General features: G+C 68.3%; 21 protein-coding genes. 10 read left to right on the top strand and 11 right to left on the bottom strand.

Features of this window, described 5'->3' with window-relative positions; translation table 11 throughout:
- Window positions 1-4 precede the first annotated feature (4 nt).
- Window positions 5-481, top strand: a complete 477-nt coding sequence (locus DQ353_RS04125) for an NUDIX hydrolase (RefSeq protein ID WP_113761502.1) — start codon at window positions 5-7, stop codon at window positions 479-481.
- A gap of 111 nt (window positions 482-592) precedes the next feature.
- On the opposite strand, the gene DQ353_RS04120 is transcribed toward DQ353_RS04125, so the two are convergent.
- The 5 genes from DQ353_RS04120 to DQ353_RS04100 all read right to left on the bottom strand — a co-directional run bounded on the left by DQ353_RS04120 (window position 593) and on the right by DQ353_RS04100 (window position 6,256).
- On the bottom strand, window positions 593-2,275 hold the full coding sequence (locus DQ353_RS04120; RefSeq protein WP_220093962.1) for an MDR family MFS transporter: 1,683 nt from the start codon (window positions 2,273-2,275) through the stop codon (window positions 593-595).
- A gap of 57 nt (window positions 2,276-2,332) precedes the next feature.
- The gene (locus DQ353_RS04115; RefSeq protein ID WP_113761501.1) at window positions 2,333-3,010 is read right to left on the bottom strand and encodes a TetR/AcrR family transcriptional regulator; all 678 of its coding nucleotides are present in this window, start codon (window positions 3,008-3,010) and stop codon (window positions 2,333-2,335) included.
- 172 nt (window positions 3,011-3,182) lie between these two features.
- The gene (locus DQ353_RS04110; protein WP_113761500.1) at window positions 3,183-4,595 is read right to left on the bottom strand and encodes a class II fumarate hydratase; all 1,413 of its coding nucleotides are present in this window, start codon (window positions 4,593-4,595) and stop codon (window positions 3,183-3,185) included.
- 158 nt (window positions 4,596-4,753) lie between these two features.
- The gene (locus DQ353_RS04105; protein ID WP_113761588.1) at window positions 4,754-5,398 is read right to left on the bottom strand and encodes a carbonic anhydrase; all 645 of its coding nucleotides are present in this window, start codon (window positions 5,396-5,398) and stop codon (window positions 4,754-4,756) included.
- Window positions 5,399-5,569: 171 nt separating this feature from the next.
- Window positions 5,570-6,256, bottom strand: coding sequence for a DUF4245 domain-containing protein (locus DQ353_RS04100; protein WP_181578234.1), 687 nt, complete (start codon window positions 6,254-6,256; stop codon window positions 5,570-5,572).
- 173 nt (window positions 6,257-6,429) lie between these two features.
- Between DQ353_RS04100 and glpX the strand changes: the two genes are divergently transcribed.
- The gene (gene glpX / locus DQ353_RS04095; RefSeq protein WP_113761498.1) at window positions 6,430-7,452 is read left to right on the top strand and encodes a class II fructose-bisphosphatase; all 1,023 of its coding nucleotides are present in this window, start codon (window positions 6,430-6,432) and stop codon (window positions 7,450-7,452) included.
- 89 nt (window positions 7,453-7,541) lie between these two features.
- Here the strand turns inward: glpX and manA are convergent, their stop codons facing one another.
- Genes manA through DQ353_RS04075 form a run of 4 tightly spaced genes read right to left on the bottom strand, consistent with a single transcriptional unit; the run spans window position 7,542 to window position 12,196 of the window.
- Window positions 7,542-8,798, bottom strand: coding sequence for a mannose-6-phosphate isomerase, class I (gene manA, locus DQ353_RS04090; protein WP_113761497.1), 1,257 nt, complete (start codon window positions 8,796-8,798; stop codon window positions 7,542-7,544).
- Window positions 8,799-8,829: 31 nt separating this feature from the next.
- Complete coding sequence (locus DQ353_RS04085) at window positions 8,830-10,458, bottom strand: LCP family protein (protein WP_286166594.1); 1,629 nt, start codon at window positions 10,456-10,458, stop codon at window positions 8,830-8,832.
- A gap of 8 nt (window positions 10,459-10,466) precedes the next feature.
- Window positions 10,467-10,967, bottom strand: a complete 501-nt coding sequence (purE, locus tag DQ353_RS04080; protein WP_113761586.1) for a 5-(carboxyamino)imidazole ribonucleotide mutase — start codon at window positions 10,965-10,967, stop codon at window positions 10,467-10,469.
- Between the two features lie 29 nt (window positions 10,968-10,996).
- The gene (locus tag DQ353_RS04075; RefSeq protein ID WP_113761496.1) at window positions 10,997-12,196 is read right to left on the bottom strand and encodes a 5-(carboxyamino)imidazole ribonucleotide synthase; all 1,200 of its coding nucleotides are present in this window, start codon (window positions 12,194-12,196) and stop codon (window positions 10,997-10,999) included.
- A gap of 201 nt (window positions 12,197-12,397) precedes the next feature.
- Here DQ353_RS04075 and DQ353_RS04070 point away from each other — a divergent pair, with 201 nt between their 5' ends.
- Window positions 12,398-12,967: a GtrA family protein gene (locus tag DQ353_RS04070; RefSeq protein ID WP_113761495.1), complete on the top strand. Its 570-nt coding sequence runs from the start codon at window positions 12,398-12,400 to the stop codon at window positions 12,965-12,967.
- 174 nt (window positions 12,968-13,141) lie between these two features.
- On the opposite strand, the gene DQ353_RS04065 is transcribed toward DQ353_RS04070, so the two are convergent.
- A complete protein-coding gene (locus DQ353_RS04065; RefSeq protein WP_113761494.1) occupies window positions 13,142-13,876 on the bottom strand; it encodes a TIGR03089 family protein in 735 nt (244 codons plus the stop codon).
- A 288-nt stretch (window positions 13,877-14,164) separates the two neighbouring features.
- Here DQ353_RS04065 and DQ353_RS22135 point away from each other — a divergent pair, with 288 nt between their 5' ends.
- From DQ353_RS22135 to DQ353_RS04050, 3 genes are read left to right on the top strand one after another with little or no spacing between them, the layout of a single operon-like run.
- Window positions 14,165-14,695: a WhiB family transcriptional regulator gene (locus DQ353_RS22135; protein ID WP_113761493.1), complete on the top strand. Its 531-nt coding sequence runs from the start codon at window positions 14,165-14,167 to the stop codon at window positions 14,693-14,695.
- 29 nt (window positions 14,696-14,724) lie between these two features.
- Window positions 14,725-18,123 carry a glycosyltransferase family 2 protein gene (locus DQ353_RS04055; protein ID WP_181578233.1) on the top strand — a complete coding sequence of 1,133 codons (3,399 nt, stop codon included), beginning with the start codon at window positions 14,725-14,727 and terminating at the stop codon, window positions 18,121-18,123.
- A complete protein-coding gene (locus DQ353_RS04050; RefSeq protein WP_113761491.1) occupies window positions 18,120-20,021 on the top strand; it encodes a DUF5719 family protein in 1,902 nt (633 codons plus the stop codon). The genes DQ353_RS04055 and DQ353_RS04050 overlap by 4 nt, the downstream gene beginning before the upstream one ends.
- Window positions 20,022-20,028: 7 nt before the next feature.
- On the opposite strand, the gene DQ353_RS04045 is transcribed toward DQ353_RS04050, so the two are convergent.
- Window positions 20,029-20,544 carry a metallopeptidase family protein gene (locus tag DQ353_RS04045; RefSeq protein ID WP_113761490.1) on the bottom strand — a complete coding sequence of 172 codons (516 nt, stop codon included), beginning with the start codon at window positions 20,542-20,544 and terminating at the stop codon, window positions 20,029-20,031.
- Between the two features lie 99 nt (window positions 20,545-20,643).
- Between DQ353_RS04045 and DQ353_RS04040 the strand changes: the two genes are divergently transcribed.
- The 4 genes from DQ353_RS04040 (at window position 20,644) to DQ353_RS04025 (ending at window position 24,424) form a co-directional block, all read left to right on the top strand.
- Window positions 20,644-21,042 carry a DUF3499 domain-containing protein gene (locus DQ353_RS04040; protein ID WP_113761489.1) on the top strand — a complete coding sequence of 133 codons (399 nt, stop codon included), beginning with the start codon at window positions 20,644-20,646 and terminating at the stop codon, window positions 21,040-21,042.
- 10 nt (window positions 21,043-21,052) lie between these two features.
- Window positions 21,053-21,250, top strand: a complete 198-nt coding sequence (locus DQ353_RS04035) for a Trm112 family protein (RefSeq protein WP_113761488.1) — start codon at window positions 21,053-21,055, stop codon at window positions 21,248-21,250.
- Window positions 21,251-21,262: 12 nt separating this feature from the next.
- Window positions 21,263-22,729 (top strand): adenosylhomocysteinase, encoded by a 1,467-nt coding sequence (gene ahcY, locus DQ353_RS04030; RefSeq protein ID WP_113761487.1) that lies wholly within the window; start codon window positions 21,263-21,265, stop codon window positions 22,727-22,729.
- Window positions 22,730-23,041: 312 nt separating this feature from the next.
- Window positions 23,042-24,424 carry a TIGR01906 family membrane protein gene (locus DQ353_RS04025; RefSeq protein WP_113761486.1) on the top strand — a complete coding sequence of 461 codons (1,383 nt, stop codon included), beginning with the start codon at window positions 23,042-23,044 and terminating at the stop codon, window positions 24,422-24,424.
- The last annotated feature ends 52 nt before the right edge of the window (window positions 24,425-24,476 follow it).

Genomic DNA, 24,476 nt, shown 5'->3' with positions numbered 1-24,476 from the left:
CTACATGCCCACCCCCGAATTCATCCTGAAGATGCGTGAAAAGATCGGCAACGACCCGCTGTGGCTGCCCGGGATCAAGGCCGTGGTGATCCACGAGCGTCGGGTGTTGCTGGTCCGCCGGGCCGACAACGGGAAATGGACGCTTCCGGCCGGAATCCTGGAGCCCGGGGAGGAGCCGGCCGTCGCGGCGGTGCGCGAGGTCTTCGAGGAGACCGCGGTGCACTGCGCCATCACCCGCCTGGTCGGGGTGGCCACCACCGACGAGGCCCTCTATCCCAACGGGGACCGCGCCCAATACCTGGACATCATCCTGGCCGGGGAATACCTGGGCGGGGATGCGAAGGTCAACGACGACGAGAACCTCGAGGTCGGCTGGTTCGGACTCGAGGCGCTGCCCGGGGTGCCGCCCAAGCACCAACGCGCCATTGACTGGACCCTCGAGCCGAAGGAATCAGGCCACTTCATCACCGGCCGGGCCTGATCCGTCGGGCAGCTCAACGCACAGGTGCCCCGCAGGACCCGGCGTCCACCCCCGGCAGGGGAAGGGAACACGGTCTTGCGGGGCACCAACGTTTGGTGGGGGGAAAGCTCCCTAAGGGTTGGACTCCGGTTCGCGCCCTGCTGCTTCCGGGGCCCCGGTGGTGCCGGCGGCGACCTTGTCGCCGAACCGTGCGGCGTCCTCGAGCTCCTTGGCTTCCTCCCCGCCGATGGCCTCGCCGCGGGCCACCATGCCCGCGGTGTCCGAGAGCTTGACCTGCTTGAGGAACAGGGCCAGCACGAAGGCGATGAGGATGAACGGGATCAGGTACCAGAACACCGGTGCCAGCGAGTCCGCGTACGCGTTCACGATGCCCTCGCGCACGGCCCCGGGCAGCTGCGCCATGGTCTGCGGGTCCAGCGTCGCGGTGGCGCTGCCGGCATCGGAGGCACTCGCTCCGGCGCCGGTGAACACGTCGGTGAGCTTCTCGGAGAGCCTGTTGGTGAACATCGCCCCGAAGATCGCCACGCCCAGGGACGCGCCGACCTCGCGGAAATAGTTGTTCGTGGAGGTCGCGGTGCCGACCATGGATGGATCCACGGCGTTCTGCACCACCAGCACAATCACCTGCATGATCAATCCGAGCCCGGCGCCGAAGACGAACAGGTACACGCAGATCAGCCACAGCGGGGTGGTTGCGCTCAGCGTGGTGAAGGCAAGCATGGCGACGGCGGTGACCAGCGCGCCGGCGATCGGGTAGCCCCGGTACTTGCCGGACCTGGTGATCGCGATGCCGGAGTAGATGCTGGTGCCCATCAGGCCCAGCATCATCGGCAGCATCAGCAGGCCGGAGACCGCCGCGGAGGTGCCCGAGGACATCTGCAGGAACGTCGGGACGAACGCGATGGCCGCGAACATGCCCAGGCCCAGGGTGAAGCCGATGGCCGTGGCGTTGACGAAGACGCGGTTCTTGAACAGCGACAGCGGGATGATCGGGTCCTCGGCCCGTGCCTCGGTGACCACGAAGAGCACGATGGCCGCGAGCATGCCCACGCCCCAGGCCCAGGTCTCGGTCGCTGCCCAGCCGTGGTTCTTGGAGCCGCCGAAGTCGGTGAAGAAGATCAGGCAGGTGGTGGCGATCGAGAGCAGCAGCACGCCGAGGACGTCGATCTTCTTGGTGGACTTCTTGTTCGGGATGGTCAGTGCGAACCAGGCGATCAGGAAGGCGCCGATGCCGATGGGGATGTTGATGTAGAACGCCCACTGCCAGGTGAGGTGGTCGACGAAGAAGCCGCCCAGCAGCGGACCGGCGACCGCGGAGAGGCCGAAGATGGCGCCCAGCGGGCCCATGTACTTCCCGCGCTCGGAGGCCGGGACGATGTCGGCGATGATGGCCTGCGAGAGGATCATCAGCCCGCCGCCGCCCAGCCCCTGCATGGCGCGGAAGAAGACGAACATCCAGAAGGTCCCGGCGAACGCCGCTCCCACTGAGGCCAGGGTGAACAGCGCGATGGCGATCAGGAACAGGTTGCGCCGGCCCAGCACGTCGCCGAACTTGCCGTAGATCGGCATCACGATGGTGGTGGCCAGCAGGTAGGCGGTGGTGATCCACGCCTGGTGCTCGACGCCGCCGAGCTGTCCCACGATGGTGGGCATGGCGGTGGAGACGATGGTCTGGTCCAGTGAGGAGAGCATCATGCCGGCGATCAGCGCGGAGAAGATGATCCAGATGCGCCGCTGCGTCAGCAGCAACGGCGCCGGGTCCGGGGATTTCCGGGACGCGGTGGTGGTGGCCATAAGGGGGAATTCCTTGCGTGTGGTGGAAAAGATGCGTGGCGGGGACGGACCGCCGGGTCAGGGTGCGGGAATTGGGGCCTCGTGCAACAGGTGCTGGCCGAACAGCTCCCGGGTCTGGTGCATGACCGAGAGGAATTCTTCCTCCAGGGATGGTCCTTCGGGAGATGCCAGGTAGCGCTCGATGGCCCGGTGGGTGGCGAATTGCAGGGCGTGCACCAGCATGCCGATGCCGCTGTGGCCGGCCTCGACGCCTTCGCGCTTGGCCACCAGTGCGGTGAATTCGGCCTGGCGTTCGGGGCCGACCTTCATCATGCGTGCCAGCAGTTCCGGTTCGCGGTGCAGGATCGCAAAGAAGCCGTGGACTCCGCGGATCTCGGCGTCGTCGAGGCGCAGTTGCTCGAGCACCAGTGTCACCAGGTCGGCCAGCAGCGTGGGGGAGATCCCCGTGGTTCCGGCGGGCCTCGAGCCCATGAACCGTTCGAGCGCCTCGGCGGAGACCCCGTCCTCTGCATGCCCGAAGACGGCGTCGAGCTTGGTGGCGTAGTAGTTGAAGAAGGTGCGCCGGGAGATCCCGACGCGGGCGCAGAGTTCCTCGACGGTGAATCCGGCAAAGCCGTGCTCGGCCGTCAGCTCGCGTGCGTTCCGCGAGATGGACAGGCGGGTCTTGAGCATGCGGGCGCTGAGGGTCGGCGGGGTGGCCGGCTCGGCGGGAACCTCATTTGCACTATCCTCCATAGAGTGCAGTCTTACACTATTGGTTGTCGAGTGCAACTTGAGTGGGATTGCCCACCGGGCCGCCTTCCCCGGTCCCTCGGCCGTGGCACCGGGACATGCAAACGGCGGCCCGCCGGGGAAGGGAAATGGAACCTTCCCCGACGGGCCGCCGCGCCCGGTGGGGGCGTGCGCCTCAGTGTTTGCCGGTCATGGTGGTGACATCCAGCAGCGCATCGAGCTGTGCCTCGGTCACCTCGCCGCGTTCCACGAAGCCCAGCGCTACGGTGGCCTCGCGCACGGTCAGCGCATCGGCAATGGCCTTCTTGGCGATCTTCGCGGCGTTCTCGTAGCCGATGAGCTTGTTCAACGGGGTCACGATGGAGGGGGAGGCCTCGGCCAGGAAGCGGGCACGCTCCACGTTCGCGGTGATCCCGTCGACCATTTTCTCCGCCATGACCCGGGTGGTGTTGCCCAGCAGGCGGATGGACTCGAGCAGGTTCGAGGCCATCACCGGGATGCCCACGTTCAGCTCGAACGCGCCGTTGGTCCCGGACCAGGCGATCGCGGTGTCGTTGCCGATCACCTGGGCCGCGACCATGATCGCGGCCTCGGAGATCACCGGGTTGACCTTGCCCGGCATGATCGAGGAACCGGGCTGCAGGTCGGGGATGGAGATCTCGCCCAGCCCGGTGTTGGGGCCCGAGCCCATCCAGCGCAAATCGTTGTTGATCTTCATCAGCGAGATCGCGATGTTGCGCAGCTGGGCCGAGGCCTCGATGAGCCCGTCGCGGTTGGCCTGGGCCTCGAAGTGGTTCCGGGCCTCGGTCAGCGGCAGCCCGGTGTCAGCGGCGAGCAATTCGATGACACGCTCGGGGAACCCCTCGGGGGTGTTGATGCCGGTGCCCACGGCCGTGCCGCCCAACGGCACCTCTGCCACCCGCGGCAGCGAGGACAGGATGCGCTCGACGCCGTAGCGCATCTGCGCCGCATAGCCGCCGAATTCCTGGCCCAGGGTCACCGGGGTCGCATCCATCAGGTGGGTGCGCCCGGACTTGACCACGTCCCTGAATTCCACGGCCTTGGCCTCCAGCGAGGCCGCAAGGACCTCGAGGCCCGGGATGACGTCGCCCAGCAGCCCGGCGGTTGCCGCGACGTGCACCGAGGTGGGGAAGACGTCGTTGGAGGACTGGGACGCATTGACGTGGTCGTTGGGGTGCACGATCGTCTTCGAGCCGGCCGCAGTGAGAGCGCGGGTCGCCAGCTCGGCGAGGACCTCGTTCATGTTCATGTTGCTCGAGGTTCCCGAGCCGGTCTGGAACACGTCGATGGGGAAATGCGCGTCGTACTTGTTCGCGGCGACCTCGTCGGCCGCCGCCGTGATGGCGTGTGCGCGCTCGGCATCCAGCACTCCGAGTTCCAGGTTGGCGGCCGCGGCGGCCTTCTTCACCTGGGCCAGGGCCCGGATGTGCGCGGGCTCGAGTTTCTTGCCGGAAATCGGGAAGTTCTCCACGGCCCTTTGGGTCTGCGCCCGGTAGAGGGCGGCGGCGGGGACCCGGACCTCGCCCATGGTGTCGTGTTCGATGCGGAAGTCAGCAGAAGTGTCCATGTCACCCACGGTACGCCCGAAGACCCCGCTTCGGCAGTGGCCGGGCGCACAGTTCGTGCGAACGGCGAACACGGAAATAAATGTCCGCTTGGGGCACCGCGCACGCACGAAAAAACCGGCCGGCCCCGCGGGGCCGGCCGGTTCCAGGATGGCGGTGCCTAGAGCACGCCGAAGCCGGAAACCATTTCCGCCTTGCCCTCGGCCAGGCGGTAGGTCACCCCGATGACCGCGGTGCGGCCCTCGTCGATGGCGGAGGAAATGATGCGGGACTGCTCCACCAGGCGGTGGGTGGTCTGCTGCACGTGCTCCACCACGGTGGTGTTCACGTCGCGGATGCCGTTGCGCCGGGCGGTGATCACGGAGGGGGTGATGTGCTCGACCAGATCGCGGATGAAGCCCGGGGGCATTTCCCCGCTCTCGACCGAATTGATGGTGGCGGTGACGGCACCGCAGGAGTCGTGCCCCAGCACCACGATGAGCGGCACGTTGAGCAGGTCCACCGAGTACTCCAGCGAGCCCAGTGCAGCGGAGTCGATCACGTGCCCGGCGGTGCGCACCACGAAGACGTCGCCCAAGCCGAGGTCGAAGATGATTTCCGCCGCGAGGCGCGAATCCGAGCAGCCGAAGATCACGGCGAAGGGATGCTGCTTGTCGACCAGGAACTGGCGGCGCAACGCATCCTGGTTCGGGTGGTCGGTGTGCCCGGCAACGAAACGGGAATTGCCTTCACGCAATTTCCGCCATGCCTGGGCGGGGGTCAATTGCACGTGGTCGGCAGGTGCCTCGGCTTCGGGTCGGTTCATGTTTGTCAGCATAGACGCAACACCGGTGTCGGGATGAAATCCATGCGTTTCGTGAAGCGCCGTGGAAACGCTTCCCCGCGGCGCGCCGGGGATCCCGGCCGTGGGGAAGGTCTCATATTTGCCCTGGTGGCCGCCGAACACCACATCCGGAAAGGCGGGGCAACGGACCGTCTAGTTGGCCGGGATCTCGCGCTGGGCCAGGCGGGCGAGCTTCTCCAGGGGTTCGGTGCCGCTGTCGCTGGAGAGCACGATGGTGGATTGGCCGCGTGTGGCGATCAACACCTGCGTCTTGTCCCGCTTGCGCAGCTCCCATTCGATCCCGTCCACGGCGTGGGTGCCCGCGGGGGTGGCGCCCTGGGTCACCGCGGCCAGCCAGGACGGGTTGGTCTTGGCGGTCTGGCGGACCCACACGAACTTGTCGTCCCTGGTGACGACACCGAATTCCCAGTACTTGATCCCGTCGACGTTCTTGGTGATCCAGCGCGCAAAGTTCACGTAGTCGCCCTCGGGCAGCTTCGGGGCCCACGGGGTGAAATCGGCATCGGGAGCGGCCTGCGAGGCGACCGCGGCGATGTCCACCGGGGCGCGGTAGGTGTCGGCCTTGTTCGGCGGGTTGATCAGGATCACGGGGATCGCCACGGCCACGGTGAGCACCACGGAGATGATCATGCCCTTGAGCGTCTGGTTGGCGCGCTTGGCCTGTGAGGGGGTCAGCAGCGGCTTCTGGACCGGTTCCAGGCCCGAATCAGGCACCTGGCCGGCAGCGTCCAACGGCACGGCGGTGTCCACCGCGGCCGGGATCTCTGAGGCCTCTGGGGTGTTTGCGGGCACGGCGGGGCTTTCGGGGTGTTCACTCACCCCTCTATTCTCGCCCATTGCACCGGCAGAATCTAAACAGGCCCGGCACCGGCCGCGGCCCCGAGGAGGCACGTAACGCAAGCGGGTGCCGAAAGGGCGTAATTGACCTCGGGAGATATGATGGACGGTGTTGGCCCCCGGCAAACGAACAGATCTCAAAGACGAGGAAGACCGTGACTGAAGCCACGAATTTTGCCCACCTGTCCCCACGACTTTCGGTCGGCGACGCCGAACCGGACCGCAACCTTGCCCTTGAGCTGGTGCGCGCGACCGAGGCCGCTGCCATCGCCTCGAGCCCCTGGGTTGGGTTCGGCGACAAGAACGCCGCCGACGGCGCTGCCGTCGACGCCATGCGCTCGCTGCTGTCCACCGTCTCCTTCAACGGCGTCGTCGTCATCGGCGAAGGCGAGAAGGATGAAGCCCCCATGCTGTTCAACGGCGAACGCGTGGGCGACGGAACCGGCGCCGAATGCGACGTTGCGGTTGACCCGATCGACGGCACCCGCCTGGCCGCCCTGGGCATCAACAACGCCCTCTCGGTGCTGGCCGTGGCCGACCGCGGCTCGATGTTCGACCCCTCCGCGGTCTTCTACATGGAAAAGCTCGTCACCGGCCCCGAGGCCGCCGAGCTGGTCGACCTGCGCCTGCCGGTCAAGCAGAACCTGCACCTGATCGCCAAGGCCAAGGGCAAGAAGGTCTCCCAGATCACCGTGTGCATCCTGGATCGCCCGCGCCACGCGGGGCTGGTCGATGAGATCCGCGCCGCCGGTGCACGCACCAAGTTCATCATGGACGGCGACGTCGCCGGAGCCATTGCCGCGACCCGCGAGGGAACCGGCGTGGACGCGCTGATGGGCATCGGCGGAACCCCCGAGGGCATCGTCACCGCGTGCGCCATCAAGTCCCTGGGCGGGATCATCCAGGGCCGCCTGTGGCCCACCGACGACGACGAGAAGCAGAAGGCCATCGACGCCGGCCACGACCTGGACCGCGTGCTGACCACCAACGACCTGGTCACAAGCGACAACTGCTACTTCGCTGTCACCGGCATCACCGACGGCGACCTGCTGCGCGGGGTGCGCTACAAGAACGGCCGCATCCACACCCAGTCGATCGTCATGCGCTCGAAGTCGGGCACCATCCGCTTCGTCGAGGGCGAGCACCAGTCCGACAAGTGGGAAGCCTATACCCGCTAAGATGCACGGCGGCCTTCCCGCTTAACGCCGCGGGGCCCGACAGGACGTTCATTCCTGTCGGGCCCCGCGGCGTTTGGTTCCTTGGGCGCCTATTGCACCGGCTGCGGGGTCACGGCGAACGCACGGCCCGCGGAGTTCGCGCTGCGCCGGGCCATGGCAGGGGCCTCGTTGGCGCCGATGAACAGCGAGTCGCCGCGGCGCAGCAGCTCATCCCCGCGCGGGGTGTCGACGAGCACCTCGCCCTCGACGCACAGCACGATGACCGGGCCGTTAGCCGCCACCGGCACGTCCCCGCCGCCCATGTCGGCGGAGTCGGCGACCGCGTCCAGTTCGATGTGCTGGAGCTGGAACTCGGCGAAGGGCGGGGTGAACACCTGCTGGCCGTACATGGTCGTCTCGGGCTCGAGCAGCGGGACGCCTAGGGCCTCGAAGCGCGTGATGCGCAGCAGCTCGGGCACGTCGATGTGCTTGGGCGTCAGCCCGCCACGCAGCACGTTGTCCGAGTTGGCCATGACTTCCACACCCAGCCCGCGCAGGTACGCGTGCACATTCCCGGCATCCAGGTAGATGGCTTGCCCGGGGGCCAGCACCACCAGGTTCAGCAGCAGCGAGACCAGCACCCCGATGTCGTTCGGGTAGTGCTCATTGATTCTTCCCAGCTCCGCCAGCGAGACGTGTTCGGCCAGCATGGGGTTCGCGTTCACGGCGGCTACGGCCGCGGGCACCAGCAGACCCGGCTCCGGGGTCCCGCCCAGCAGGTACTCGCAGGTCGAGCTCAGCGCCTCGGCCTCGATCGGGTTGGAGAGCAGCTCCACGATCCGTGCGCAGGTTGCAGCGTTCTGCCCCTCCAGCACCGCGCCCAGGGAACCAAAGAGATCGGCTGCCTCGGCGGGGGAGCGGAAGCCGCTCAGGGCCGCGAAATCGGAAAGTGCGTAGATCATTTCCGGCTTGTGCGAGCCGTCCCGGTAGTTGCGGTGCGGCGCGTCGGCGGGAAGGCCCGCGGCGTTCTCGGCCTCGAAGCCGGCGGCCGCCTGTTGTGCGGAGGGATGGACCTGGATGGACAGCGGCTTGCCCGCGGCCAGCAGCTTCATCAGGAACGGCAGCTGGCCGTACGCCTGCGCGACCTCCGGGCCAAGCAATCCCTGGGGGTCCGCGGAAATCAACCGGTCCAGGCCGGTGGCCTCGCCGCCGTTTGAGCCGTCGGCTGCCAGGGAAGGAGCCGACGGGTGGGCTCCGAGCCACATCTCGGCCTCGGGCTTGCCACTGGGAGCGGTTCCCAAAAGACCGGAAATGGCGCCGGTGGATCCCCAGGCATAATCACGGATGGTGTTTGTCAGGCGATACATCATGGTCCTTTGGACTGGAAAGGGGGGCGGGTCAGGGTACCGAACACTCGTTGTTGTTGGCGGCAATCTTCTCCAGCAAATCCGTGCGGCCGATCTGTTCCAGGGTGACCAGGTACTTCTCGGTCAGCTCGGTTCCATCGGGCTGCGCGGTGGGCGCGTCGGAGGGAACCACGGAGATCTTCCCGGGCTCGGAGTTGCGCTTGGTGCCCGAATCCGTGCCCGTGTCGGCCGAGGACTCCGCGGAATCCGACTTCTTGGTCGCCTCGGCGCTCTTCTTCGCCGGGGATTCGGAGGCAGCTGCGCCCGATTGCGCGGCGATCATGTCCTGGATGCGGGTGTGGATCGCCTCGAAGTTCGGGTACGTGGAGAACTTGTCCGCGGCCGACCCGAAGTCCGGAGCACCCAGGGTCAGGCGCTTGAACGGGGTGGCGCGGGCCTTGTCGGCCAGGTTCAGGAACGAACCGAGCTGCTGCTGCGGGATGTCGGTTTCCACCAGCTGCTTGCCGGCATCCATGAGCGAGGTGAAACGCGTGAGGATGGTCTTGGGGCTGAATTGGGAAATCATGGCCTGCTGCAGGCACTGCTGGCGGGCGATGCGGTGGTAGTCGGTGGTGAAGTCGCGGGAGCGGGCAAACCACAGGGCCTGCTTGCCGGTGAAGTGGTGCTCGCCGGGGGAGAACCAGTGGGTGTTCACCGAGGAGTTTGGCCAGTGTTTGCCGTTGTAGGGCACCCAGCCGCCCGAATCCACGGTGACCCCGCCCATCGCGTCGATGAACCCGGCGAACCCGGCCATGTCAATCATCACGTAGGCCTGGACCTTCAGGCCCGTGGTGCCCTCGATGGCCTCCATGGTTGCCTGCGCCCCGGGGTTTGCGACACCCGGGTAGAGATCGGCGTGGTTGTCTGTGGCGTTGCGGTAGATCGCGTTGAACAGGCACTCGTTGCCGCAGTTGTACCCGTCGGGGTACACCTGGCGCATGGGGGAGTCCTTGGAGAACTGTGCGTTCTGGAAGTTGCGCGGGATCGAGATCAACAGCGACTTGCCGGTCTTGGCATCGACACTCAGCAGCGACATCGAGTCGGTGCGTACGCCATCGCGGTTCCCGGCCGAGTCGGCGCCGAACACCGCGATGTTGTAGCGCCCGTCCACGGGCTTGAACGCCGGCCCGGCGGAGAAGACGTTGGAAATGGTCTCGCGGCCCTTGTTGAGCACGAACGCGCCGTAGCCCAGCGACCCGGTGATGGCCAGGGCCAACACCAACAGCGTGGCGGTGAGCCCGATGCGGGCCCCCGGGGCCAGGTACCTGGGCCGGATGATTGCCAGGGTGTTCAGGAACATCAACAGCCAGCCTGCGGCCAGCACCACCAGCAGCACCGAGGCCCCCAGCTGCACCCAGGACTGGGCGAAGAAGCCCAGCAGCCAGTCGCGCTTGAACAGCGCGAGCGCCAGCACCAGCAGCACCAGCGCCCAGCAGACCAGGGTGATGCGCATGACGAACCCGCCCAGGGCGCGCTTGCCCGAGACCCATTGGGCGCTGCCGGGGAAGAACACTGTCAGCAGCAGCAGGAACAGTGCGCGCTTGGAACGCACCGGCGCCGGAGCCGAGACGGCGTCCGGAAGCAGGTCCTGGCTGCGGGGACTGTGGCGGGTCGATGACATAGGGGTCCTTAGCTGCCGGGGGTTTCGGCGGCGACGGCGGCCCGCAGCGCGGCACCCTTGTCGGCGGCGACCTGCCGCAGGGTCCCTGCGAAGTCGATGAGTTGTTCCTGGAGCCGGGCGGCGAACTCGTCGGTGCCGGCGGCGAGCATGCGCACGGCCAGCAGGCCGGCGTTGCGCGCACCTCCGATGGACACGGTGGCCACGGGAACGCCCGCGGGCATCTGCACGATCGACAGCAGGGAGTCCATGCCGTCCAGGGTCTTCAGCGGCACCGGCACGCCGATGACCGGCAGCGGGGTGACCGAGGCGAGCATGCCCGGCAGGTGGGCGGCGCCACCGGCGCCGGCGATGACCACCCGGATGCCGCGCGTGTGGGCGGCCTTGCCGTAGGCGATCATGTCCTCGGGCATGCGGTGTGCGGAGACGACATCGGCCTCGAAGGGGATGTTGAACTCGCGCAGGGCCTCGGCTGCCAGCTTCATCACTGGCCAGTCCGAGTCCGAGCCCATGACCAGGCCTACCAGGGGTGCGGGGGTGCTCAAGATATGTGTCCTTCGACGGAGGTGGCGGTTGCGGGTGCCGCCAAGGGCACGCCGTCACGGATCAGGGAGGCCACGGCGTTGGCCCGGGCGCGCAGCGAATCAACCGACTCGCCGGGCTCGGAAACCACATTGACGTGGCCGATCTTGCGTCCCGGGCGCACGGACTTGCCGTAGGCGTGGACCTTCACGCGTGGTTCGGCGGCCAGTGCGGCGTTGAACGCGGTGAACAGGTCCTGGTTGGCCCCGCCGAGGTAGTTCTTCATCACGGTGGTCTCGGCCAGCGCGTCGGTGGCGCCCAGCGGCAGGTCAAGGACCGCGCGCAGGTGCTGCTCGAACTGGCTGGTGATCGAGCCGTTCATGGTCCAGTGCCCGGTGTTGTGCGGGCGCATGGCCAGTTCGTTGATCACGAACCCGGCACCGATGCCGGGGGTCTCGAAGAGCTCCGCAGCCATCACGCCGGTGACGCCGAAGGCGTCGGCGATCTTCAGGGCTGCGTCCTTCGCGGCCCGGGCGACTTCCTCGGGCAGGTCCTTGGCCGGGGCGATGACCTCGTCACACACGCCGTCGACCTGGATGGTGTGCACCACGTCCCAGCCCTTTTCCTCGCCGCCGGGGGTGCGGGCCACCAGGGCGGACAGCTCGCGGGTGAAAGCGACCTTGTCCTCGGCCAGCAGGGCGCCGTTGCCGAACCAGTCGGCCGCGGCGCGGGCCTCGCCGGCGGAATCGAGCATGCGCACGCCCTTGCCGTCGTAGCCGCCGCGCGGGGTCTTGAGCACGATCGGCCAGCCGATCCGCTCGCCGAATGCCACCAGCTCCTCAACGGTCTCCACCGCGGCCCAGGCCGGGTTGGGCAGGCCGAGCTGCGCAATGGCCGCACGCATGACCAGCTTGTCCTGGGCATGGATCAGCGCGGCGGGTCGCGGCTGCACGTTCACGCCCTCGGAAATCAGGGTCTGCAGGTGTCCGTTGGGCACGTGCTCGTGGTCGAAGGTCAGCACGTCGAGTCCGCGTGCAAACTCCCGAAGCGTTGCCAAGTCCTTGTAATCACCCACCGGTGCGTCGGCAACGCAGCGCGCGGCTGAGACATCAGGGCCTTCGGCCAGGATGCGTAGTTCGAAGCCGAGGTTCAATGCCTCGGGGGCCATCATTCGTGCGAGTTGGCCTCCGCCAACAACGCCAATCACTGGAAACGTCACCCGCCTAGCCTACCCAACCTACGCGCTCGCGGATTGCTGGCAAAGGGAGTTTGGACACCTTTGTCGGTGAACTTTCAGCGAATCGCATTAGAATGGCGTGGTTGACCGGGTCAAGAAGTCGCGGATCAGCGCCATCGCCGCGACCTGGATCTCCGTCCTTGTGGGGCGGCGAAACGCATGGAAACGAATACATGGAGGATCATGCTGACGAGGATCTGGGACAAGCTCATGGGCCTGGTGTCCATGATGTGGCGGGAAGTCGCCAAGTTCGGCGTCGTCGGGGGTGTTGCCTTCGTCATTGACTCCGGCATCTACCTGTGGATGCTCGAAGGCCCCATGCATGACTCCGAGGTCAAGGCAAAGATCGTTGCCGGCGTCGTGGCCACGATGTTCTCCTGGGTCGCCAACCGCTTCTGGACCTTCCGCCACCGCCGACAGGCCAACGTCGTGCGCGAGCTGGTGATGTTCCTCATCATGAACGCCATCGGCCTGGGAATCGCCGCGGCCTGCGTGTTCGTCACCAAGTACTGGATGGGCCTGACCGACACCACCAGCCTGTTCATTGCCGGCTCCGTGGTCGGCCTGGTGCTGGGCACCATCTTCCGTTTCTTCGCCTACCGCTTCTGGGTCTTTGGCGCCGCAATGGACGACGAAGAGGAATTCGCCCACGACCGCGAACTCATTGGCGTGGGCCCCGAGACCGGTGCGCTGGAGCACGGTGCCGCCGGCGACCACCGTACGCAGCGGACATCCGGCGGCTCCGCCGGATAGCTTCGGCCCATCCCGGAACCGCTTGTGCCCCGGCACGCAACCTTCACGCAATCCACCGCCCGCCACCGGGCCCGGGGGGAAACCGGGAAGGAAACGTACCGGGGCTTTTCCATGCCCGGGCCCCGCTACAGCCATCCGCCGCGGGGCCCGGGTGCCGGTACCGGGCGTGGCTTCCTAGGCCTGCGCGTCCAGGCGCGTGACGACGCGTTCGCCACCGAGCAGGGAATCGGTGATGTCGACCCCGTCCTCGACCATGACCACCGGGTTCCCGCCCATCCACTGGGCCACAAGCGCCGGCAGGATCCGCTCCAGCGGCCACGCGGTGCTCACCAGGGTGGTCCCGGCGGCCACCGGATCCGTGCCGGTGGCGAAGAGCTGGGTGAAGGCCAGTGTCCCGGCTTCGGAGACCAGCGCGGTGGAGGCGGTGTCGATGGGGGAGGGGAAAAAAGAGTCCGCGTAGGAACGGACCTCGGAGGCATAGTCCGTGGCGCCGACCGGCAGCGGGCCGTCGAAGGCCATGGCCAGCGAGGGCAAGGGGACAGCGATGACCTCGACCGAGCCGTTGACTGCTAGGGTTTGCGGATCGGCGGTAATAAAAACATCGACATTCCCGGGATCCGTTCCGGGGGCCACGCAGCGCACTTCGGCACCCAAATGCCAGCAGGCCAGGGCCAGTGCCGCGGATTTCCAGTGGCCGGGCATGTCGGTGGCGACAACGCTGCCCGGGGCTAAATCAAATTCTTCGTGCAAAAGGTTCGCGCTCTTGGCAACCCAGTTGTCAAAGACCCGTCCGCTGAGCTCGACGCGCTCCCCGGACCGCGAGTACCAGGTGAGGTACGGGTGGGTCGAATGGCGCACCGGGGCCAGCAGTGATTCGACGGGAGATAACGAGTTGGTATCAATGGGCATGTATTGCTCCTTGTCAAGCCTGTGAATTCCCCGGGAATCCGCGGGCAGGCGTATTGCTGTGCGATCCCGCCGAAGTCTCGGGCGTGGCGTGGCTCTAAATCTACGACATGTGTGGCTAAAATCGACGGCCGCACTTGACGCAACCGGAGTTACACCAGTGTAATTAGATAGTGCACCGTCTGGGGGAGCGAAATTGTCCCTCGACGGCTTTTTATTGAAGGCCGTCGATGTCGCTCATTTTACGGTCATTTTTGTGTCTAGTTCGTAACGGCGGAAGGTTGGTAAACCATGGGGAACGTGGATCGAAGCTTCAACGAAGCCGCAACGACGGGAATTGCGCCCAACTTCAACGGCGGCCGGGGTGTGCCGGCGGACTGGTTCGTGGACCCTGCGGCTCCCGGCCCGGAACAGGCATCCAACGGTTCGAGGGTCCTGACCCCGGCCGAGGAAACCGCTGCCTTCCTCGCGGCGCATGATGCAGCCAACGACCTGGTCACCGAACCGACCCCTTCCTGGGCGCCAAGCCTGGATGCGTCGGCCGACGGCAAGAGCCCGGCCCAGGCCATCTGGATCGGATTGGGGTCCGAGGACGAGGAAGGCGAGCTGGGCTGGCAGTCCGAGGCACTGTGCGCACAGACCGACCCCGAGGCATTCTTCCCCGAAAAGGGCGGATCCACCCGGGACGCCAAGCGCGTGTGCGGCGCCTGCAACGTGCGCTCCGAATGCCTGGAATACGCACTGACCAACGATGAACGCTTTGGGATTTGGGGCGGGCTGTCGGAGCGCGAACGTCGGCGCTTGCGGAAGCGAGCAGTCTAATTCTCCCCACGATCCACGTCACCGCCATTGTGGCTGCCCACAACGGCGCAGATTTCCTGCCACGGACCCTGGCCGCGCTGCGCGCCCAGACGCGCCTGGTCGACCGCTTCGTCGGGGTCGACGCGTCCTCCACCGATGGCTCGGTGGACCTGTTGCGCCAGCACCTGCCCTCCGATGCCACGATCCTGAACGTGCCGGAACACAGCTTCGGGCACTCGGTGATGGCCGCCGTCCAGTCACTCGGGGCCCCGCGGGCCGGGCGCACCGAGTGGCTCTGGCTGATCCACGACGACTCGGTGCCGGAGCTGAACGCCCTGGAAAAGCTGGTGAACGTCGTCGAGGCCACCGAATCGGTGACGATTGCCGGCTGCAAGCAACTTGACCTGGATTCCCCGCGCCGCCTGCTGGACGTGGGCCTGGGCGTGAACAAGTACGCCGAGCGGCTGACCCTCATCGAGATCGACGAGGTCGACCAGGGCCAGTACGACGCGCGCACCGACTCCTTCGCGGTGACCAGCGCCGGAATGCTGATCCGCCGCGACGTCTTCGAGGCGCTGGGCGGCTTCGACCCCGCGCTTCCCGGGCTGGGCGACGACATGGACTTGTGCTGGCGCAACCGCCTCATGGGCAACCGCGTTGTCATCGTGCCCGCGGCCAAGATCCACCACAAGGCAGCGGTCGTCCGCGCCCTGGCCGGGCCGGCCGAAACCCGCCGCGCCGAACTCTTCATGCGCCTCAAGCACTCCCCGGGATGGGCCATCCCGTTCCTGGTGCTCGGCGCGGTGCTCGGCGGGATCCATCGCTTCCTGCTTTCGGTGCTCGCCAAGGACCCCGCGTACGCCTTTGGCCAGCTCGGTGCCACGTTCCGTGCCGTGGGCACCCCGGTGAAACTTTCCCGCTCCCGTGCAGCGGCGGCAGCCACCCGCAAGGTCCCGCGCAACTCGATCTCCCGCCTGCTCACCGACCAGGCACTGGTGCGCGAACACCGCAAGCACATGATCGACTCCCTGGACGGGGCAACGGTCTACGGCGACGGCACCGGGGCCATGACCTCGCAGGACCCCAGCGGAGACAACCGCAACGACTTCGCGGCAATGGCCGCACCCAACCGCACCTCCGCCTTCGTCAGCGCAGTCATCGCCGTGCTGGCCACCCTCGCGGTGTCCCTCGTCGGGCTGCGCGCCCTGCTGGGTGCCGATGCCGTGGCCGGCGGTGCACTGCTGCCGATTTCCACCAAGGCCTCCGAGATCTTTGCCAACGCCACCGGCTGGTGGGCCAACCTCGGATCCGGCAGTCCCGCGGGCGGGGACCCGATCGACTACTTCCATTGGCTGTTGGCGCTGGCCGGCGGCGGCAACGCCAATGCCGCGGCCGTGGTGCTGAGCCTTGCCGCCATGCCGCTGGCGGCGCTGAGCGCCTGGCTGGGCCTGGGCGCGGTCACCCGCTCGCGTGCCGCCCGCATGGTCGGCGGATTGCTCTGGGGCCTGGCCCCGGTGTTGCAGGTTTCCCTGGGTTCCGGGCGCGCCGGTGCCGTATTGGTGCACGTGCTCGCGCCGCTGCTGCTGCTGGCCCTGCTGCGCTCCGTGGGCGCCGGGGTCGACTTCGGCTCCCGCCGCGGCCCCGAGACGCACAACGCCTCGCATCCCGGTGTCGGCGGCGTCCCCTCGTGGACCGCCGCCGCGGCCGCCGCGCTGCTGCTGGTTCCGGTCGCCGCCGGATCCCCGGCCGCAGGCCTCGCCCTGCTGGTGCTCATTGTGCTGACCGCCATCGTGTTGCGCTCGCGGGCCAAGACCCTGTGGTGGGTGCCGCTGCCGATGCTGGTCTTCCACCTGCCGCTGGTGGTTGCCGCCCTGGGCAACCCGCGCGTGCTGCTCACCGACCCGGGACTGGCCCTGCCCCACGACGCGGCCCCGCTGTGGGCCCAGGCCCTTGGCTTCCCGAGCGCCTTTGACTTCCGCGGAATCCCGGCAGGATTCGACTTCATGCCCGCCGGACCCTGGGCACTGGTCCTGGTCCTGCTCGTCGGGGCGCCACTGCTCGTCTTTGCCGTCATGGGCCTCTTTGCCGGAGGCAGGAACGCCTCGCTGCCGCTGTCCCGCGCACTGTGGGCCCTGGCGGTGCTGATGCTCGCCGCCGGATACGGTGCCTCCCTGGTGCCCTCCGCCGTGGCGGGGGACACCTTCGTCACCGCATTCAACGGGCCCTTCGTCTCCTTCTTCATCCTGGGATTGCTCTTCGCCGCGGGTCTGGGGATCTCCGTCTTCCGCGGCGAGCGCACCCACGTTCCGGCCGCATCCGCGGATCGTGCGCCCCGCATCGCCACCGGGGCCCTGGCATGGGCCTCGGCCCTGCTGGGCATTTCCGTCCTGGTGTCCGGGGCCAACTGGATCGTGGCGCAGAACCCGGTTTCGGCCACGGCCGAGGGCGGCACCGCCACCTTCACCGAGCTCGGTGCCGCAAGCCTGCTGCAGCCGGTCGCCCCGCGCACGCTGCCGGCCACCGCGGCCGACCGCGGGCTGGGCGCCTACGAGGACCGCACCCTGGTGCTGGCGCAAAACGGCGACGGCGCCATCAGCGCCGCGTTGATGAACGGGGCCGGCACCACCGCCGACGCCCTGTCACAGACGGCGTCCGCAAACCGCTTGGTGGGCGGGCTGATCGACCCGGCGCTGCGTGAATCCGACGACGCCGGACGCCTGGTCGAACAGGCCGTGGCGACCCTGGTATCCGATTCGGCGCTGGATCCGCGGACGGAACTGGCTGCCCTGGGCACCGGCTTTGTGGTGCTGCAGGACCAGCGACAGACCGCCTCGGCCCTGGTGGCACGCCTCGACGCCGTGCCGGGCCTGGTTGCCGTGGGGCAAACCGAGTCCGGCTGGCTGTGGCGCGTGGAACCGAGGGAAAAGATCTCCGGCGTGGACAACGCCACCGACTCGACCGCCCGGGTGCGCATCATGGCCGATGGCAAGACCGTCTCCCTGCTGCCCTCGCACCGCGGAGCCGTCTCCGGGGCGACACTCCCTGCCGGGGAGGCCAACCGGATGCTGGTCATGGCCGATCGCGCCGACCCGGGATGGAAGGCAACCCTTGACGGGGTGGAACTGAAACCCACCACGGTTGCCGCCGCCACCGGCAGGGGTGCCGATGCCACAGGCACGGGCGCCGAAACCGCGAAGTGGGCCCAGGGCTTTGAGCTGGGCGCCGACGGCGGCACCCTGGAACTGCGTTACCAGAGCCACTACCAGGTGCCCGTGGCCATCGCCCAGCTCGTCGTGCTGCTTCTGGCCCTGTTGCTGGTCATCCCGATCCCGCGCAGCCGCCGCTTTGCCGCCCGCCGCCTGGACGAATACCGCACCCGCGGCAACGCCGAAAGCATTGACGAACTCGATCGCGGACACCGTGCCGCGGGGGCCAAGGAGAAGAAGTGAAAAACGATTCCCGCAGGGCACGGCGCGAGGCCGAACGCTTAGCCCAGGCCGCCCGCGAGGCCGCGGGACTCGCTCCCGGCTCGAAGCTTCCCGAGGACAATGCCCCGGGCAAGGAGCCTGCAGCGATGCCGTCCCCGGCACCAGTGGCTGCGACCGCCACCGCCGGCGCGCAGCCACTCGAGGCCCCGGCAACCGGCGAGGGGCCCGTGCAGACCGCTCCGGCCGGCACCGCGGAACCGGCCAAGAACACCGAAACACCAGACTCATTGCCTGATTCGAAGGAACCGGCCGCCAAGGCCGGGGCACGCGGGCAACGCTCCAAGACCCGCGGCCGGACCCTTGGCGTATTGGGCTCGGTGGGCGTGCTGTGCCTGGGAGCCGCCGCCATCGCCGCGGGTTCCGTCTTCCCGCCGGCCAGCGCCGCGCCGGGCTCCGAGGTCCCGGTGACCTCGCTGCCCGCGGGTGATGCACTGGCTTCCTGCCCGTCAACCATGAAGCTGTTCACCGGCGCCGGAACCGGGGTCGACCCGGAATTCGCCCCGGCCTCCAAGGACGCCCAGACCTCCATCCGCGCCGCGGTTCTCTCCGACTCGGCCGGCCGCATTCCCGGCGCCCGGATGCTCAAGAACGATCTCTCGGTCGAAAAGACCATTGCCCCGCGCCTGCCGGCGCAGGAGGCCGAAAAGCTGACCGGCGCCGGAGCCGACGGCACCAACCAGCGCAAGGGAGCCCTGGGTCCTGCCAGCAAGTACTCCGAGCCGCTCACGGTGCACGCCCAGCCGCTGGGCGGGGTCCAGTCCCTGGTCTCGGCCGTGCGCTCCTACCGCGCGACCGACGGCGACCTGGCGGGGCTCGCCGCCGCGGCCTGCACGGCACCGGCGGCCGAGACCTGGCTGACCGGCGCTGTCACCACCCCCGGGTCCACCGCGGTGCTGAACCTGGTGAACCCCACAGCCTCCGTGGCCCAGGTGCGCGTGGACCTGCGCGGCGCCGACGGCATGATCCAGGCCCCCAACCTCTCCGCACTGGCCGTGGCCCCGGGCGAATCCAAGTCCATCGTCCTGGCCGGGTACGCCCCCAACGAAAAGGCCCTCTCGGCCAAGGTCGTCTCCAGCGGCGGACGCGTCAACGCGACCATCCAGCAGTCCACGCTGCGCGGACTGGTACCCGGCGGCCTTGACTACCTGGGCTCCGCGGCCCCCGCCAACAACACCCAGGTGGTCCCCGGGGTCCAGATCCTGGACCCGAAGCTGGCCGGCGAACTGGGCAAGCCGGCTGCCAACGCCGACGCCGTGGCCGAACTTGTGCTCGCCGCCACCTCGGCCGAGGGCGCCACCGTGCAGGTCCGGGCCCTGGGCCCCAACGGCGAGGTTGCCATCCCCGGCGGCGGCGAGGTGGTCATCGCCTCCAACGCCACCGCGCGCATGCCCCTGGGCGGGCTTCCGGCCGGAAACTACACCATCGTCGTCGAGGGCGACTCCGCGGTGAGCGCGAGCGTGAAAATGGTCCGCGGCACCAAGGCCAACGAACCCATCGACCTGGCCTGGGCCGGTGCGGCCAGCCGGCTGGGCAGCGAACACCTGATGGTGCTGCCGGCGGCGGGCAAGGCCACCGTGGTGCTGAACGCCCCGGAGGACACCGCCACGGTGTCGGTGCGTTCGCTGGGCGCCGACGGGAAGCTCTCGGCCAGCCGCACCATCGAATTGTCGGGTTCCAGGTCCGTGGCCCTGGGGGAGAAAGACTTCGGTTCCGGCGCGGCGGCCCTGGTGCTCTCGGCCACCGGCGCGCCAAGCTACGCCGCGGCCGTTCTCACGGACGGGGCCTACGGGATTGCCGCGCTTCCGGTCAGCGATGCGCCGCTGGGCCGCGAGGGCGTCCAGGTCGTGCTGCGCGACTAGGGTCCGCTCAGGTGCCCGGGCCGGCGCCCCAGATCCCGTATTCGGGATCGATTGCCTGCGGGTCCATGGCCCACAGGTCGGCCAGCTGCTCCACAATGGAGAAATGCACCAGCTCGGGCAGCAGCTCGGGTCCGTGGACGCACGCCTCCTCGATGGGACGGCGGTAAAGCGTGATGCGTTCGGGTCGCCCGGGTCGCGCGGAGCGGTTGGTCGCCCAGGGCACCCGGGTGCCTTCGGCCCCGGCCCGCTCGAGCACCTTGGGGTTGGGGACCATCAGGATGCGGAAATCGATCGAGGTCACCCGTTCGCCCCAGCGGTCGGCCAGGCGCTCGGCGGATTCGATCAAAAGGTCCTCGAAGCGTTCGGCCCGGGTGCGTGCACCGGGCATCGGTGCCAGGAGCATCGGACCGCGGTGGCCGCGTCCGTGCCGGTTGCGCTTGCGGTCGGCGAACCGGCGGGTCGAGCCGCTGCTCAACGAGGCGGGATCGCGCCCGTCCAAATCGATCGACAGTTTTCCGGACATGTCTTTAGCGTAGGCCACCCGAAGCCCGCTGTGGATCAGTTGGCGCGCACGGAGGTGCGCGGCCGTGGAGGGCACCGCGCTGCGGTAGTCTGTGTAACCGTGGGATCATCAAGACTTTGTTCACGTTCGGCATGCCGCCAGCCGGCCATCGCCACCTTGACGTATGTGTACGCCGACTCGACGGCGGTGCTCGGTCCCTTGGCGACCTATGCGGAACCGCATTGCTACGACCTGTGCGACCTCCATGCGCAGCGCCTGACCGCGCCGCTGGGGTGGCAGGTCCTGCGCCTGGCACTGCCCGAGCAGGGACGGCTGCGCAACGACGACCTCTACGCCCTGGCCAATGCGGTGCGGGAGGACGAGGCACACGCGGTCGCTGCCCCGCCCCTCGAAGCCCCGTCCCCGCGCAGTGCCCCGCCGGCCATCGAGCCTGGCGATTCCCAATCCCTGACCCGGCGCCACCTGCGGGTACTGCGCGAAGGGAACCTGGAGCCCTAAACTGGGTTCCATGTCGAATCTCTCAGCGCAACTCACCGCCCAGCTCCGTTGCCCCATCACCGGCTCCACCCTGGTGCAGCACGGGGACATCCTGGTCTCCACGGGCACCGGTGCCAACGGCGAAACCTTCAGCTACGACATCATCGAGGGCATCCCGGTCATGCTGGCTTCCGAGGCCACGACCATCCCGGCCAAGGGCCAAGGCTAGGGCAGTGGCGTGATGGGACTCGAGCACAAGGTCGCCGACCTGTCCCTGCACGAGGCGGGACGCCACCAGATCCGTCTGGCCGAACACGAGATGCCCGGGTTGATGTCCCTGCGCGCCGAGTACTCGGCGTCCCGGCCGCTGGCCGGTGCCCGCATCGCCGGCTCCCTGCACATGACGGTGCAGACGGCCGTGCTCATCGAAACCCTCGTCGCCCTGGGCGCGCAGGTCCGCTGGGCCTCCTGCAACATCTTCTCCACCCAGGACGAGGCCGCCGCCGCGGTGGTCGTGGGCGTCGGGACCCCGCAGGAGCCGGCCGGAGTGCCGGTCTTCGCCTGGAAGGGTGAATCCCCGGAAGACTACTGGTGGACCACCGAACAGATCCTTTCCTGGCCCGGAGCCGGGCAAAACCCGGAGCTTGGCCCGAACCTGATCCTGGATGACGGCGGGGACGCCACCATGCTGGTGCACCTGGGTGCGCAGTACGAGGCCGCCGGCGCGGTGCCCGGACCCGGGTCCGCGACAAGCCGTGAACACGCCATCGTGCTCGACACCCTGCGCGCCTCCCTGGCCAGGGACCCGGCCAGGTTCACCCGCATCGCCGCAGGTATCCTGGGCGTCAGCGAGGAAACCACCACCGGGGTGATGCGCCTGAACCAGAAGGCATCCGCCGGCACGCTGCTCTTCCCGGCGATCAACGTCAACGGCTCGGTGACCAAGTCCAAGTTCGACAACAGGTACGGCATCCGCCACTCGCTGCCCGACGGGATCATGCGCGCCACCGACGTGCTCATCGGCGGCAAGCTCGTGGTCATCTGCGGCTACGGGGACGTGGGCAAGGGGGCCGCCGAGGCCATGCGCGGCCAGGGCGCCCGGGTCGTCGTCACCGAGATCGACCCGATCTGCGCGCTGCAGGCGGCCATGGACGGCTACCAGGTGGCGAGGCTCGAAACGGTGCTCGCCCGGGGCGACATCTTCGTGACCACCACCGGCGGCAGGGACATCATCACCGCCGCCCACCTGCAGGGCATGAAGAACAAGGCCATCGTGGGCAACGTGGGCCACTTCGACGACGAGATCGACATGGGCGGGCTCGCAGAAGTGCCGGGCGTGCGGAAAGTCGAGATCAAGGCCCAGGTGCACGAGTGGACCTTCGAGGCCGGGACCGCGGCGGAGCGCTCGGTCATCGTGCTTTCCGAGGGCCGGCTGCTGAACCTGGGCAACGCCACCGGGCACCCGTCGTTCGTGATGTCCAACTCCTTCACCAACCAGGTGATCGCCCAGATCGAGCTGTTCACCAAGGCCGGCAACGGGGAATACGCCAACGCCGTCTACGTGCTGCCCAAGATCCTCGACGAGAAGGTGGCCCGCCTGCACCTGGCCGCGCTGGGCGTGGAACTGACCACCCTGACCGAGGACCAGGCCGCGTACCTTGGCCTCGGGGCTTCCGGGCCGTACAAACCCGAAGCGTACCGCTACTGAGCGGTGCCTTCGGGCAGCCGAACCGACGTCGGCCCGTGCCCTCCTGGATACCCGCGTGCGGTCACCACGCGGGGCCGCCGGCGGCTGCCACACGCAGCCCTGGGCACCCTGATTGCGGCCGTCAACCTGCCTTGGCCGGGCCGGGGCAGGGCCTGTCACCTTGCCGACACGCGGGGGCCAAAGCCGCCAGTGGGCCCCGGGGGAACCGTTGGCTCGATAGTCTTGGGACTGTGTGTTTGGCAGTGGGCGGAAAGTGTCCGGTGCTGCCGTGCACCGCACGCGCAATGCATGTCGGAGTTTTGAGGGAGAAGCATGGCTGAGCAGGACGAACCGCAGACCGGCAAGCCGGGTACGCCGGCGACCGCACCGGCAGTGCCCGGTCTCGGCGCCAAGGCCGAGGCGAAGCCAGCTTCCGGCTCGTTGAGCGCGGCGGCCGAGGCCGCCGCCGCAAAGATCGAGGCCTCGCTGGTGGCATCGCGCGCCGCCGCCGCGCAGAAGTCCGCCGCGAAGCCTGCCGCCGTCCCGCAGGCAGCTGCCGCACCCGCGGCCGCGACGAAGCCCGCCGCATCTTCCCCCGCTGCCGCACCGGCCAAGCCTGCACAGGCCCCGGCCGCCGCAGCCAAGCCCACGGTCGGCACGGCGGCCGCACCGCTGAAACCCGCAGCGAAGCCGGTGGCCAAGCCAAAGCAGGAGGAGCCCGAGGAGATCGAGGACATCATTGCCAAGATCCCGGTGGAACCACTGCCCGAAACCACCAAGGTCTCGGTGTCTGCGGCACCCGCAACAGCAGCACCCGCACCGGTGGGCGACGACAAGACCCAGACGCTGCCGCGCCCAAACGCCGCGGCACCCGGTGCCGGCACGCCCCCGGAAACGGCCTCCGCGATCGCCGAGGCCCGCAACCGGGTCTTCGGCGCCTACACCCCGGTGCCCGAGCCGACCCCGGCCGCGCGCGAACGCCGTGCCGCCCGCGAGGCCGCCCTGGATTCCAAGCCGCCGCTGGCCCGCACCCTGCAGGTGCTGCTGGCCATTGCCTACCCCTTCATCTTGCTGATCCTCGCCATCCGGCTGATCGCCAGCCCGATCTTCCTCTGGATCGCCTACCAGCGACCGGGCTTCCCGGCCGACGGGTTCGGGTTCACCACCGCCGATAGGCTGACCTACGGGTCCTACGGCGTGGACTTCCTGAACAACGTCGCCGACAACCGGTACCTGGGTGAATTGCGGTTCCCCAACGGCAACCCGCTCTTCCTGGGCACCGAGGTCCAGCACATGGCCGACGTCAAGAACGTGATGTCCTTCACCTACCTGGGCGGAATCGCCCTGGGAGTCATTGCGATCATTGCGCTGGCCTACCTGGGCAAACGCTATGCCGGCGGCATCCGCCGTGGGCTCTTTGCCGGATCCGTGGTGACCCTGGCGCTGTTGGCCGGGCTGACCACCCTGGCGATCCTGGGCTGGGACAGCTTCTTCACCACGTTCCACGAGATCTTCTTCGCCCAGGGCAACTGGACGTTCAACTACTCCGACACGTTGATCCGCCTGTATCCGCCGCAGTTCTGGGTGGACGCCGCGATCGGCATTGCAGGGCTGGTCGTGCTCACTGCGCTCATCACGCTGATGCGCACCTGGCCCACGGCCAAGCGCCGCGAGGCCGCACGCCTGCGCCAGGAAAAGCGCGTCTTCGGGCTGTAGCTGTCGGCACGGCGGGGCACGCCAAGATCCCCTCGGTGGCGCCTTGCGGTAC

The organism is Arthrobacter sp. AQ5-05, assembly GCF_003287975.1.
Taxonomy (GTDB): Bacteria; Actinomycetota; Actinomycetes; order Actinomycetales; family Micrococcaceae; genus Paeniglutamicibacter.
This window is presented reverse-complemented; position numbering and strand designations above follow the sequence as displayed.